The sequence below is a fragment of the Cupriavidus necator A5-1 genome, from assembly GCF_000744095.1.
GTDB lineage: Bacteria > Pseudomonadota > Gammaproteobacteria > Burkholderiales > Burkholderiaceae > Cupriavidus > Cupriavidus necator_A.
This window is the reverse complement of record NZ_JQLI01000001.1, coordinates 3,541,670-3,555,618: the sequence shown is the minus strand read 5'-3', so window position 1 is coordinate 3,555,618 and position 13,949 is coordinate 3,541,670. Positions and strand designations below refer to the sequence as shown.

The window sequence follows — 13,949 nt, the reverse complement described above, 5'->3', positions numbered from 1 at the left end:
CATGATGAAATCCCTGGTTGAAGCCGCCATCAAGCAGCGGCTGGTGGTGTGCGTGATTGCCGTGGTGCTGTTCTTCTTCGGCCTGAACGCTGCCACCAAGCTGTCGGTGGACGCCTTCCCCGACGTCACCAACGTGCAGGTGCAGATCGCCACTGAAGCCGCGGGCCGCTCGCCCGAGGAAGTCGAGCGCTTTGTCACCGTGCCGGTGGAAATGGCGATGACGGGCCTGCCCGGCCTGGAAGAAATGCGCTCGCTGAACAAGGCGGGCCTGTCGCTGATCACGCTGGTGTTTACCGACGCCACTGACGTGTATTTCGCACGCCAGTTGGTGCTGGAACGCCTGATCGAAGTGGGCGGACGCATGCCGGAAGGCGTGTCGCCGGTGCTGGGTCCGGTCTCGACCGGCCTGGGCGAGGTCTACCAGTACACCCTGGACCGCGCCGACGACGGCAACCGCGAACTGACCCAGGAAGAGCTGGCCGAGCGCCGCATCGCCCAGGACTGGGTGGTGCGCCCGCTGCTGCGCTCGATCCCGGGCGTGGCCGAGATCAACTCGCAGGGTGGCTACGTGCGCCAGTACCAGGCACTAGTCAACCCGGAGCGCATGCGCCACTACGAGATCTCGATCCAGCAGGTCTACCAGGCGCTGGCGCGCAACAACGCCAACTCCGGCGGCGGCGTGCTGCCGCATTACGCCGAGCAGTACCTGATCCGCGGCGTCGGCCTGGCCAAGGGCGTGGACGACCTGGGCAGCATCGTGCTCAAGGAGGTCAACGGCACGCCGGTGTACCTGCGCGACGTGGCCAACGTCACCATCGGGCATGAGGTGCGGCAGGGCGCGCTGGTCAAGAACGGCCAGACCGAGGCGGTCGGCGGCATCGTCATGATGATGCGCGGCGGCAATGCCAAGGAAGTGGTCAGCCGCGTGAAGGAACGCGTGGCCGAGATCAACGAGCGCGGCATGCTGCCCGGCAAGCTGCAGATCGTGCCTTACTATGACCGCAGCGAACTGGTCGACGCCGCGCTGTGGACGGTGACCAAGGTGCTGCTCGAAGGCGTGGTGCTGGTGGTGATCGTGCTGTTTCTGTTCCTGGGCGATGTGCGCTCGTCGGTGATCGTGCTGGCCACGCTGGTGCTGACGCCGTTATTGACCTTCATGGTGATGAACGAGGTGGGTCTGTCGGCCAACCTGATGTCGCTAGGGGGGTTGGCAATCGCCATCGGCCTGATGGTCGATGGCTCGGTGGTGGTGGTCGAGAACGCGTTCGAGCGATTAGGCCACAAGGAACCGGGCCTGACCAAGGCCGAGATCCTGGTCAAGGCTGTGCAGGAAGTGGCCACGCCGGTAATCGTGGGCGTGGGCATCATCATCCTGGTGTTCCTGCCGCTGATGACGCTGTCGGGCATGGAAGGCAAGATGTTCGCGCCGCTGGCGTTCACCATCTCGATCGCGCTGGCGATCTCGCTGTTCCTGTCGCTGACGCTGTCGCCGGTGCTGTCGTCCTACCTGCTCAAGGGCGGTGCCGAGCATGACACGCGCGTGATCGCGTTCATGAAGCGCCACTACCTGCGCATGCTGCACTGGGCGCTGGGCAACAGCCGCAAGACGGTGATCGGCGCGGTGGCGGCCTTCGTCGCCACGCTGGCGATCGTGCCGCTGCTCGGTACCTCGTTCATCCCGGAGATGAAGGAAGGCTCGATCGTGCCCGCGATCGACCGCGTGCCGAACATCTCGCTGGAAGAGTCGGTCAAGCTCGAGAAGGAAGCCAACAAGCTGGTGCTGGGTGTTCCGGGCGTGAAGTCGGTGGTGTCCGGCGTGGGCCGCGGCGAAAGCCCGGCCGACCCGCAGGGCCAGAACGAGTCGACCCCGATCGCCAGCCTGAAGGACCGCGACGAGTGGCCCGACGGCTGGACCCAGGACGATATTGCCAACGCCATCCGCGAGAAGCTCAAGGCCATCCCCGGCGTGCAGATCGTGATGGCGCAGCCGATCTCGGACCGCGTCGACGAGATGGTCAGCGGCGTGCGGTCGGACGTGGCGGTGAAGGTGTTCGGCGACGACTTGGACAAGCTGCGCGAGCTGGCGGGCGAGATTTCGCGCGTGGCCGGCGGCATCCAGGGATCGCAGGACATCCGTATCGAGCGGGTCTCGGGGCAGCAGTACCTGTCGATCGAGATCGACCGCCAGGCGATTGCGCGCTATGGGCTGAACGTGTCGGACATCCATGACGTGATCGAGATCGCGATCGGCGGCAAGCGTGCCACGGATATCTTCGAGGGCGAACGCCGCTTTGCCGCGGCCGTGCGCCTGCCCGAGGACTTCCGCAACAACGTGCAGGCGATCCGCCAGCTGCTGGTGTCGACGCCCAACGGCACGCAGGTGCCGCTGCAGAGCGTGGCCAGGATCGAGGTCAATGACGGCCCCGCGCAGATCAGCCGCGAAATGGCCAAGCGCCGCGTGGTGGTGATGATCAACGTGAAGGACCGCGACCTCGGCGGCTTTGTGGCTGAGCTGCAGCAGGCGGCCGGTGCCAAGGTCAAGCTGCCGGAGGGCTACTACCTCGAGTGGGGCGGCCAGTTCCAGAACATGGAACGGGCCATGGGCCACCTGAAGATCATCGTGCCGGTGACCATCGCCGCGATCTTCTTCCTGCTGTTCCTGCTGTTCAACTCGGTGCGCTTTGCCACGCTGATCATCACGGTGCTGCCGTTCGCATCGATCGGCGGCATCATCGGGCTGTTCGTCACCGGCGAGTACCTGTCGGTGCCGGCCTCGGTGGGCTTTATCGCGCTGTGGGGGATGGCGGTGCTGAACGGGGTAGTGCTGGTGTCGTATATCCGCACGCTGCGCGATTCGGGTTTGTCGCTCGATGAAGCGGTGGTGCAGGGTGCGACGCAGCGGTTCCGGCCGGTGATGATGACGGCGACCATTGCGATGCTGGGGCTGGTGCCGTTCCTGTTCTCGACAGGGCCCGGCTCGGAGGTGCAGCGGCCGCTGGCGGTGGTGGTGATCGGCGGGCTGATTACGTCGACGCTGCTGACGCTGGTGATGGTGCCTACGCTGTATCGCTGGTTTGATGACCGCAAGCCGGATCCGACCAGGGATGTGCCGGTGTAAGGCTGGTCCGTTTGAAGATGCCGCTTGTTTGCCCCCCTCTCCCGCACGCGGGCTTGCCTTTACCCACAACTTCCGGCGGCTTACTCGTTTTTCTGGAAGATCCGATACATTTCGGTGATTTCGTGCAAAACGAGGAAGCCGCGCCAGAGGACAGTAGCACCGGGGGGATCGTCGTTTTTGCGACCCAGGTAGCCGCCGAGCTTGGCGATCCAAAGGACCGCTTCGCTGAGTTTGGGTGCCTGCTCCGGTGGCTTGGTTGTGCCGTGCGTGCGGCAGTACAAGGCCTGCCATTCGAGCGATTGCAGTAGCACCGAGCAAGGGATATCGGCTTCGAGCCGGCCCAGCATAGTCGCATACAAGATGCGCCAGCCGATTACGGCGAACAGGGCCGTGGCCCGCAGGAACCGCTCCAGCGTCCCGAACTGCCGGGCTTCGATCTGGCAGCCACTTTTCAGGACACGATGCCAGGATTCAATGGTCCAGCGACGAGCGTACCAGCTCAGCCGTTCGAGCACATCTTCCAGCGTTTGGGTGGGCATCGAACTGAGCAACATCCATTCGAGCGGCTCAACGCCTTCGGGCGGGTCGATTTCCAGCGCCTGAATGGCAAACACTTCGAGACTCGGTAGAGCCTCTGCACCGCGGCTGCGCGGCGGTCGCAGTTGGACGGGCACACAGCGCAAAGCCAGTCGGGCACTACGTGCCTGCCTGGCGCCGGACCTGGGCACGTGCAGTACGGTCTCCCCAAGTACAGGAGCCGCGGCAACCGTCTCCCACAGATACTTCTCTGGGTGGTCCACGCCCCGATTCCAGGCGGCCCGCACCAACCAGTCCACCCCCGCTGGGCGCGGCGCCAGGAACACGTCATACACATCGCCCTCGCGATCGCTGACGGCAACAAGGTGCGTGTCCGGACACTGCATCTTGAGCGGCTCAAGGCATTCCAGCCCCTCCAGCCACTTCACGCTTTCCTTCTCGCGAATGGACAGCGCCCGGCGCTGCCTGGCCTTGCCCGATGCTTGAGGCGCACGCACCCACGTCTTCATGCTCAACACGCCCAGTGGCAGGCCCTCAGGCGTCACCGCCAGCACGCTGTGCAACATGAATCCGTGCAAATTGCCGCCCGTGCCGTGACCAAGTCCCTCAGTCGCAGGCAAATTTGCCAGATTGAATTCCGTGGTGTCCTGCACCGCCAATACGACAGGCACCTGCTGCATGCGACCCACGGTTTGAGCGACGTGGCTCGCCAGTATTCCGTCCGGGTCAACCGCCTCATTATCAAAGAAGCGATATGCTGCCTTGAGTTGGGCACCACTCAAGGCCTGCGGGAACGAAACATGGGCTTTTTGCGCCAGTCCGCGCGCCAATGCCACAAGGCGCTGCATGCGACGTGCATCGCCCAACTGAGCGCCACCGAATTCGTCGCTGGCCCAGTCTTCCAGATCTTCCGTATCAGGCAAAATTGCCACCACTGATTGTCAACTTCATCCGAAGTTAACACCGTCCAATCCGGTTTACAACCTTTCCTATCGAGATGTGGGTAAAGGCAAGCACGCGGGAGAGGGGGGCACGTAAGTGGCTATTCAGAGCCCGTGGCCCTTGCCATCCGTCTTAAAACCGACGCCCCATGTCTGCATGGGGCGTATTTTTTATCTCCGAGTTGAGCCAGGGTGGACCTGCTCAGTAGCCGTAGTACGGAGCTTCCTGGTAATAGCCGGAAGGCTGGGGCCCGCACGGGACATAGGCGCGGTCGTAGTCGCGGTAGCAGTAGCCCGGAGGGGCGGCCGGCGGGGCGTACGAGACCGGTGCCGGGGCATACGTGACCGGAGGCGGCGCCACGGCAACAGGGGCGGCGACCACCGGCGCCGAGGCAAGGGCCGCGCCGAAGGCCAGCCCGACCAGGGCGCCGACTGCGAGCACCGCTCCAGCATCCGACCCGCCGCCGTGGTAGTGGCGGTCGCGTGCCGATGCGGGGCCGGCCGCCGCCATGGCTACGCACAGGGCAACCGCGGAGACGATTCGGATGGAGGGGCGCATATCGGACTCCTTGTCATGCAGCTTGTGTGAAGGAATCATGCACGCAAAGCGGCAGCCAAGGTGTTTCGGGACGGCGCACGACTTGTTAGGTTTGTAACGGCTGCTTTTAACCGGACCCGGATCCGCCGCTGGCTGGTGGCGCTGGCGGTGGAAGGAGAGGGCGGGGCGGAAGCATGACGCGTCGCGGACCGCCCGGGACCGTCAGCCCGCCGCCAGTGATTGCTGCGGGGCGTCGCCGAACGGCGGCGGCATGTTCTCCAGCCGCAGCGACTGCGGCACCGACAGCGAAATGCCCGCGGCGCGCAGCCGCTTGAGGATCTCGAACAGCAGGTCGCTGCGCGTGTTGGCCGCGATGCGCGGGCTGCCGACATAGCCGGTCACCGACAGCGTGATGCCGTTGGGCGCCAGCTGGCTGAACATGACCGAGGGCGCGGGCACGTCCAGGATGGTCTCGTTCTTGTGGAAGACGTCGAGCAGCAGGTCGCGCAGCTGTTCGGGGTCGGTGTTCAGCGGGAAGGTCAGCTGCAGCGAGGCCACGCCCTGCGTGCTGTTGCTCATGGTCACGTTGCGCAGGTTCTGCGAGATCAGCTGCGAGTTGGGCACGATCACGGTGGAGCGGTCGCCCAGCTGGATCTCGGTGGCGCGCACGTTGATGCGGCGGATATCGCCCTCGACGCCGGCGATGCTGACCATGTCGCCGACCTTGACCGGGCGCTCAGTCAGCAGGATCAGGCCCGAGACAAAGTTCTTGACGATCTCCTGCAGGCCAAAGCCGATACCCACCGACAGCGCGCTGACGATCCACGCCAGGTTGTCCCAGCGCACGCCCAGCAGCGACAGCACCAGCAGCACCAGCAGCACGTAGCCGACATTGCTGTACAGCGTGATCAGCGAGGCGCGCAGGCCCGGCTCCTTGCACACCTTGGGCAGCAGTTCCCCATCGAGCCAGCGCCGCACCGAGCGCAGCAACCAGATGCCGACGCCCAGCGCGACCAGTGCGTTCAGGATGCGGTCGGGCATGATGTTGAGGCTGCGCAGCTTCTCGCCGCCCAGCACCATCACCAGGCTGTTGAGCAGGTCCGCCGGCGTGGTGCCGAAGCCGCCGGTCAGCAGCGCCAGCACCGCCACCAGCAGCAACACGCTGGCACCGATGCCCGAGAGGATGGTCGAGGCCTGCTCCAGGTGCGCATCGTCGGCGCCGAACAGCTGCTTGATGACGCGGCCGCTGGCGTAGTTGGTGGAGAGCAGGCTTTCGCAGACGTCGCGCGTGACCTGCGTCAGCAGGTACAGGCTGCACAGCACGATGTCGAACCAGACCAGCTCGTAGGTCAGGAAGCGGGCAAAACTGATATAGCCGGCCAGCAGCGCCACCATCGACACCAGCACGATGACCGACACGCCGGCGTGGATCATGCCCGCCAGCGTGGCGCGTGCCTCGGGCCGCTCGCCCGCGGCGGCCAGCACGTTGCGCACGCGGTTGGCGCGCAGCAGCGCCGCGCCGATGGTCAGCACCACCACCAGCGACACCAGTCCACGCCCCAGCAGCGTGACCTGCACGCTGGTATCGGCGATCCGGTTGAGCTGTTCGAGCGTGCCGGCCAGCAGCAACAGCCCCGCCAGCACGGCAGGGAAGGGCTTCATCGCCAGCGCGACCGGATCGGCCATCGCCGGCAGCCGCCACGACGGATGGCGCGTGCACAGCAGCGCGCGGCCCAGGCCCGCGATCAGCGCGCTGGTCATCGTCAGCTTGAGCAGCTGGGCGTACAGCGCCATCAGGTCCGGCGGCAGTTCATAGTGGCGCGTGAAGGCGTTGTAGACCAGCTGCACCGCCAGCCCGGTGGTGGCGACGGTCGCCAGCGTGGTCGCCAGTGCCAGCGCACTGCGCCGCAGGCGTGTCTCGGGCAGCCTGGTCAGGCAGAACCACGCCAGCGCGCGCTCGGCCAGGCGCCGGCCGAGCGTCCAGACCGCGAGCGCCAGCAGCAGCAAGGCGATGGTGGCCGCGCGCTGCGACGGCTGCCAGGCGAGCTGCACCATCGGCACCACCTGGTCGCGGAAGGTATCCATGCGCGCGCGGTCTTCCGGCGACGGGCTGAACAGCGGCTGCCAGAACTGCGGGTTGAGGATGCTCTCCGAGCGCAGCGCGAGCTGGTCTTTCAGGTGGCTGCGCTGCAGCCGCCCGATCTGCTCGCTCAGGTTGGCAACGTTCTCCTTGCTTTCCGCGGCCTGCTTGAGCTGTGCGTCCAGCTGCATCCGGCGCGCGTTCAGCTCGGCGCGCTGGCGGACCACGGCGGGCGCCTCCTTGGTGGTGCCGTCCGTGGGCGGCGGGCCGAGCACGTCGAGCTGTGCCTGCAACTGCGCACGCTGCGGCGTCAGCACCGAGGTCAGCTTGTCGACGTCGGCGTCGAGCTTGTGCAGCGCATTGTCGAGGTCGTCCAGCTTGGTGTTGCCGTCCGGATCGGAGGCCGCTTGCTTGATGTGGTCCTGTTCGGTCTGCAGGCGCTTGAGTTCGGCGGCGGCTTCGCCGTGCGTGAGCGCGGGCGGCTGCTGTGCCTCGGCCTCGGAGGCGGTCTTGCCTGCGAGAGGTGCGGCAGCGGCGGCCGGCAGCGTGGCCGGCATCAGGTGGCATAGCGCAGCGAGCGCAAGGCCCAGTGCGAGCCGTGAAGCTTTGCTCATGGCGGAATCTCGTCGGATGGTGACGGCTTCCGGCAGGTCCGGCATCGGCAATGGATCGCGCTGGCAGGGCGGCGTGTGCGGGGGCTACGCAGCGCAGCGGCGATCGGGATACGGAACTGCCGGGACACCGGCGATGAACATGGGAAGGGCGGGCCGCTCGCCGGCTCGCCGCTTCAGCGAAATCTGGTCAGGGCACGAAGCGCGGCGGGCTGCGCCGCAGGCCGGGATGCGTGGCACGGGGTGTGCTGACCGAGGGCGGCAGGGCTGGTCGATCCAGCTCGCCGCAGCCGGGGAATTATACGAGAGCGTTCAGATCACACGGCCTCGTGGTGTGGCGCATGGCGCACCGCGCGCGAAAATTCATCCGGAATCGTGCGATACGGGGCAGCCCGGGGCAGCAGGCCGGCAACATTGCCGCGATCGCATTACCATCTCGGTTTGCGGGCCACAGGCGGCCCATCGTTATCACAGGGAGAAGGCATGGCAGTTCCGTCGCGCACGGAAAAGGCGCAGCTCGGCGGCGAGGCCGGGGAGATCGAAATGCTGGTCGACCGTCCCGCCGGCGCGCCGCGCGGCATTGCGGTGGTGGGGCATCCGCATCCGCTGCTGGGCGGGTCGGCCACGCACAAGGTGCCGCACCAGCTGGCCAAGGCGCTGGTGGCGCGCGGCTTCCTGACGGTGCGGCCGAATTTCCGTGGTGTCGAAGGCTCGGCGGGCGAGCACGATCAGGGCCGCGGCGAGGCGCAGGACATGCTTGCCGTCGTCGCCCACCTGCGCGAGACCTATCCGGGCCTGCCGCTGGCGCTAGGGGGCTTCTCCTTCGGGGCCTTCGTGATCGCGCACGTTGCCGCCACGCTGGCGGCGCAGGGTGTGCCGATCCGGCACCTGGTGCTGGCCGGCACGCCGTATGGCACCGTCAAGGGCCATCGCAGCTATGACACGCCAGCCGTACCTGCCGACTGCCTGCTCGTCCATGGCGAGCAGGACGAGCGCGCGGGACTCGGCGCGCTGTTCGACTGGGCCCGGCCGCAGGCCCTGCCGGTGGTGGTGGTCCCGGGCGCGGATCACTTCTTTACCGGCAAGCTGCCGCTGCTGGTCCGCATCGTCGGGCAGTACCTGGACCGCCCCGCCGAAGGCGCCGCGGCGTAGCGCGCCGACCTGCGCGTTGTTGCGCGCGCGCCGGCGCTGCCGTGTAAAAACTTCCGATTCGCGACGTGTCTTCGACCCCGGCAGGGGGCGCCAGGCACGGCATGGTTGATGCTACCGATACCAGACAATGACGTCAGATCGGAGGCGATCCATGAAAGACTATCCACCGTCCGAAATCAGGGAAACGTGGCGACACCGGGGCTACGGTGAACCTGGCGACACCCGCCGGCGCAACGGCAACCCAGGCGGCTCGCCCTTCGGTTACGGGCAGGCGCGCTATGGCGCTGAGGGCAGCGAAGGCCCAGATGACAGCTACCGGCCCGAGCGGGCCGCGCCATGGGCATCGCGTCGCTTGCCCAAGAACTACCAGCGCCCCGACGCCCGCATCCGCGACGACCTCTGCGAGCGCCTGGCACACGCCGACGACGATGTCTCGGACGTGACCGTCGAGGTGGACTCGGGCATCGTCACGCTGGCCGGCACCGTGGCCGACCGCAACGTCAAGATCAGGATCGAGGAGATGGCCGAGGCTGTGCTCGGCGTCACCGGGGTCCACAACAACATCCAGGTGGCGCGGGGCAAGGACGACGGCACAGGCCGCGAACAAGGCGCCAGCCAGGGCAGGCAGGGCCGCGAGCGGCCCGTTGGCCAGTCGGCCGGCCAATGGCAGGAAGTCGGCGTGCTCGCGGGCGATGTGCTGTATATCGTACAGTCCCGCGACGGGCGCTTCCTCGGTTCTGAAGCGGGCGAGGCCGCGCTGGTGCCGTCGATCGCCCGGGCCGGGCTGTTCGACGATCCCGACGAAGCCCGCGCGGCGGCCGCCGAGCATTGCGCCCGCGGTTACCGGCTGCTGGCCACGCGCCGTTAAGGCATAGGCAGGGGGCAAGGCCAAGGCACCCGGCGTGCCGGGCGCCGGACTTCAGGCGTTCGGCACGGCCGGCGCGCCGCCGACCGGATCGGAATGGATCTGCATCACGGCGGCGCGCTTGTCCAGCAAGTGCTGGCGCAGGATGGCCGCGAGCCGCTTGCCGTCGCGCGCTTCCAGGGCGCGGATCATTTCCTCGTGGTCGTGCACGGCGCGGTCCCACTTGTCGGTTTGGTGGTTGGAGCGGAAGCGCATCGCCTTGAGCCGCCGGTTCAGGCTCAGGTAAGTCTGCCGCAGCATCTGGTTGCGCGCGGCCTCGTTGATGCGGTCGTGGATTTCCTGGTTGCGGCTGTAGTAGCCGGGCAGGTCGTTCTGCGCGCGACAGGCCAGCATCGCGTAGTGCAGCGCCTTGATCTCGGCCAGCTCCTGCGGCGTGATGCGCTCGCACGCCAGTTCGCCGGCGAACGCCTCGAGGCCGCTCATCAGCTCGAAGGTTTCCCACGCCTCGGCCTCGCTCATCCGTAACACGCTCGCGCCGCGGTTGGGCGAGATCTCGATCAGCCCTTCGGCGGCCAGCACCTTCAGCGCCTCGCGCAGCGGCGTGCGCGAGATGCCCAGCGTCTCGCACAGCTCGCGCTCGTTGAGCTTCATGCCGGGCGCCAATACCCCCTCGACGATGAAGTTGCGCAGGTGGTCGACCACGGTGTCGTGCAGCCTCTGGCGCATGACCTTGGGCAGGACCAGGGCACCGGCCGCGGCACCCGCGCTGTCGGAATTTTGCATGCAATGTCCTTTGATTGGCATCCATCGCATTCTAACGCATTGCTATGGAAGTGAAGCGGGCGCTGCGGATCGCGCGTGAATACGCGTATGAATACGCGGGTAAACGCCCATGCTGGGCCCGGAAAATTCCTCCTTCCTGTCCTGTTTAGCTCTGCTAAAGTATTTTGAATGCAAAATTCCGATTACAACAAGGAGGCAGCGCACCCTTGATCCGGTCCCCGACCGCATCCTGCGGGCCATTCGCAAAGGCCGGCCTTGCGCGGCCGCCTGAGCCGCACCGCATACCCATGAACACGCCATCCTCGCCCATGCCAGTCAAGCCCATCCATCTCGTGCCGTCGCAGGGCCATGCCGGCTCCGCGCTGTCGGCGCAACTGCGCAAGGCGCTGCGCGGCGACGTGCTGTTCGACCGCGCCAGCCGCGGCCGCTACGCCACCGATGCCTCGATCTACCAGATCATGCCGCTGGGCGTGGTGGTCCCGCGCGACCAGGACGATCTGCTGGCCGCGCTGGAAATCGCGCGCGCACGGCGCATCCCGGTGCTGGCGCGCGGCGCCGGCACCAGCCAGTGCGGCCAGACCGTGGGCGAGGCGCTGGTGATCGACAACAGCAAATGGCTGAACCGGGTGCTGGATTTCGATGCCGCGGCGATGACGGTGACGGTAGAGCCCGGCATCGTGCTGGATCACCTGAACGCGTGGCTGAGGCCGCACGGGCTGTGGTTCCCGGTGGATGTGTCGACCGGCGCGCAATGCACCATCGGCGGCATGGCGGGCAACAACTCGTGCGGCTCGCGCTCGATCGAGTACGGCAACATGGTGCATAACGTGCTGGCCATCGATGCGGTGCTGGCGGACGGCAGCCTCGGGCACTTCGGCTCGCTGGCGTTGCCCGCGCAGGGCGCGCGCGTGCGGCAGATTCTCGATGGCCTGCGCCGCATCGCCACGCGCGAGCGCGACGAGATCGCCGAGCGCGTGCCCAAGGTGCTGCGCCGCGTGGCGGGCTACAACATCGACCTGTTCGACTGCCAGAATCCGCGCGCTTATACGGACGACGGGCATGCCAACCTGTCGCATATCCTGGTCGGCTCGGAAGGCACGCTGGCCTTTACGCGGCAGGTCACGCTCAAGCTTGCGCGGCTGCCGCAGCACAAGGTGCTGGGGGTGGTGAACTTCCCCACCTTCTACCAGGCGATGGACATGACGCAGCATATCGTGCGTCTGAAGCCGGTGGCGGTGGAGCTGGTCGACCGGACCATGATCGACCTGTCGATGGAGAACCCGGCGTTCCGGCCCGTCATCGAGACCGCGCTGAGCGGCGATCCGCAGGCGATCCTGCTGGTCGAGTTCGCGGGCGATGACCGGGATGCGCTCAACGCGCGGCTCGACGATCTGGTGACGCTGATGGCGGATCTCGGCCTGCCCGGTTCGGTGGTCCGTATGCCGCAGCCAGCCGCGCAGAAGGCGCTGTGGGATGTGCGCAAGGCAGGCCTGAACATCTTGATGAGCATGAAGGGCGACGGCAAGCCGGTGTCCTTTATCGAGGATTGCGCGGTGCCGCTGGCGCACCTGGCCGAGTACACCGCGCGGCTGACCGAGGTCTTCCACAAGCACGGTACTGAAGGCACGTGGTACGCGCATGCCAGCGTCGGCACGCTGCATGTGCGGCCCATCCTCGACATGCGCCGCGATGGCGCCTTCCATATGCGCGCGATTGCCGAGGAAGCCGCCGAGCTGGTGCGCGAGCACAAGGGCGCCTACTCCGGCGAGCATGGCGATGGCCTGTGCCGCGGCGAGTGGGTGGCGTGGCAGTACGGGCCGCGGATCAACGACGCCTTCGGCGAAATCAAGCAACTGTTCGATCCCGACAACCGCTTCAACCCGGACAAGATCGTGCGCCCGCCGAAGATGGATGCACGCGAGCACTTCCGCTTCGCGCCCGGCTATCGGGCCATGCCATTGACGCCAGCACTGGACTGGTCCGCCTGGAACGTCACGCGCGATCCGCTGACCGGCACGGAGAGCGCGCCCGGCACCGGGCACGATGCCAGCCACGGCCTGGCCTCCGCGGTGGAGATGTGCAACAACAACGGCCATTGCCGCAAGTTCGACGCCGGCACCATGTGCCCGAGCTATCGCGTCACCCGCGACGAGCAGCACCTGACGCGCGGGCGTGCCAATACGCTGCGGCTGGCGGTGTCGGGCCAGCTTGGCGCGGAGGGGCTGGCCAGCCAGGAGGTCAACGACGCGCTCGACCTGTGCGTTTCGTGCAAGGGCTGCAAGCGCGACTGCCCGACCGGGATCGACATGGCCCGTTTCAAGATTGAAGCGCGGCATGCCTGGACGCAGCGGCATGGCATCGGCCTGCGCGAGCGCATGGTGGCGTTCATGCCGCGCTATGCGCCGCTGGCGAGCCGCATGCGTGGTGCGATGGCGTTGGCAGAGGCGATCCCGGGCGTGTCTGCCGCGATCAAGCGCGTGCTGAAGCTGGCGCCGCGGCGGGCGCTGCCGCGCTTCGACCGGCCGTTCCTCGACGGCGTGCGCGCGCCCGTGGCAACCGGTGGCCGCGAAGTGCTGCTCTTCGTCGATACCTTCAACAACTACATGGAGGCGCAAAACGCAAGCGCCGCCCGGCAGGTGCTGGAAGCAGCCGGCTATACCGTACATTTCAACGTGCGTCCCGGCGAGCGCCCGCTGTGCTGCGGCCGCACCTTCCTTGCCGCCGGGCTGGTCGACGAGGCGAAGGCCGAGGCGCGGCGAACGCTGGATGCGCTCAAGCCGTGGCTGGATCGCGGTGTGCCGGTGGTCGGGCTGGAGCCGTCGTGCCTGCTGTCGATGCGCGACGAATTCCTCGGCTACGGCTATGGCGAGGCGGCGCAACAGCTGGCGCGGCAGGCCTTGTTGTTCGAGGAATTCCTGGTGCGCGAGCAGCAGGCTGGCCGGTTGCGGCTCGATCTCGCGGCGGAGGAGGGCGCCGAAGTGCTGGTCCACGGCCACTGCCACCAGAAGGCCTTCGACGCCTTCACACCGGTGCAGACCGTGCTCGGCTGGATCCCCGGGCTCAAGGTATCGACGGTGGAATCGTCTTGCTGCGGCATGGCCGGCAGCTTCGGCTACGAGGCCGAGCACTACGCCGCCTCCCAGGCCATGGCCGAGCTGTCCTTGCTGCCGGCAGTGCGCAAGCGCGCGGCCGATGCTATCGTGGTGGCCGACGGCACCAGTTGCCGCCACCAGATCCACGATGGCGCGGACACCGAAGCGGTCCACGTCGCACGCGTGCTCGCCGCGGCCTTGCGTAAGCCGGGCCGGCCGGGCCAGGAGTGAC

8 protein-coding genes are annotated in these 13,949 nt (G+C 67.1%); 4 read left to right on the top strand and 4 right to left on the bottom strand.

The genetic code is table 11. The annotated features are described in order from the left end of the window. Position 1 precedes the first annotated feature (1 nt). Complete coding sequence (locus K307_RS15815; RefSeq protein ID WP_042879472.1) at positions 2–3,118, top strand: efflux RND transporter permease subunit; 3,117 nt, start codon at positions 2–4, stop codon at positions 3,116–3,118. Positions 3,119–3,198: 80 nt separating this feature from the next. On the opposite strand, the gene K307_RS15810 is transcribed toward K307_RS15815, so the two are convergent. The 3 genes from K307_RS15810 to K307_RS15800 form a co-directional block, all read right to left on the bottom strand. Beyond that, positions 3,199–4,590: an IS4 family transposase gene (locus K307_RS15810; protein ID WP_230625707.1), complete on the bottom strand. Its 1,392-nt coding sequence runs from the start codon at positions 4,588–4,590 to the stop codon at positions 3,199–3,201. Between the two features lie 208 nt (positions 4,591–4,798). Next, a complete protein-coding gene (locus tag K307_RS15805) occupies positions 4,799–5,155 on the bottom strand; it encodes a hypothetical protein (protein ID WP_042879469.1) in 357 nt (118 codons plus the stop codon). A 201-nt stretch (positions 5,156–5,356) separates the two neighbouring features. Continuing rightward, positions 5,357–7,828 (bottom strand): DUF3772 domain-containing protein, encoded by a 2,472-nt coding sequence (locus K307_RS15800; RefSeq protein WP_042882131.1) that lies wholly within the window; start codon positions 7,826–7,828, stop codon positions 5,357–5,359. Between the two features lie 480 nt (positions 7,829–8,308). Between K307_RS15800 and K307_RS15795 the strand changes: the two genes are divergently transcribed. Next, entirely contained in the window at positions 8,309–8,977 is a 669-nt protein-coding gene (locus K307_RS15795) for an alpha/beta hydrolase (RefSeq protein ID WP_042879467.1), read from the top strand. 151 nt (positions 8,978–9,128) lie between these two features. Further along, a complete protein-coding gene (locus tag K307_RS44440; RefSeq protein ID WP_051974921.1) occupies positions 9,129–9,845 on the top strand; it encodes a BON domain-containing protein in 717 nt (238 codons plus the stop codon). Between the two features lie 51 nt (positions 9,846–9,896). On the opposite strand, the gene K307_RS15785 is transcribed toward K307_RS44440, so the two are convergent. Then, positions 9,897–10,625 carry a GntR family transcriptional regulator gene (locus K307_RS15785; protein ID WP_042879465.1) on the bottom strand — a complete coding sequence of 243 codons (729 nt, stop codon included), beginning with the start codon at positions 10,623–10,625 and terminating at the stop codon, positions 9,897–9,899. Positions 10,626–10,912: 287 nt separating this feature from the next. On the opposite strand from K307_RS15785, the gene K307_RS15780 reads away from it, so the two are divergent. Then, positions 10,913–13,948, top strand: a complete 3,036-nt coding sequence (locus tag K307_RS15780; protein WP_042879463.1) for an FAD-binding and (Fe-S)-binding domain-containing protein — start codon at positions 10,913–10,915, stop codon at positions 13,946–13,948. Position 13,949 lies beyond the last annotated feature (1 nt).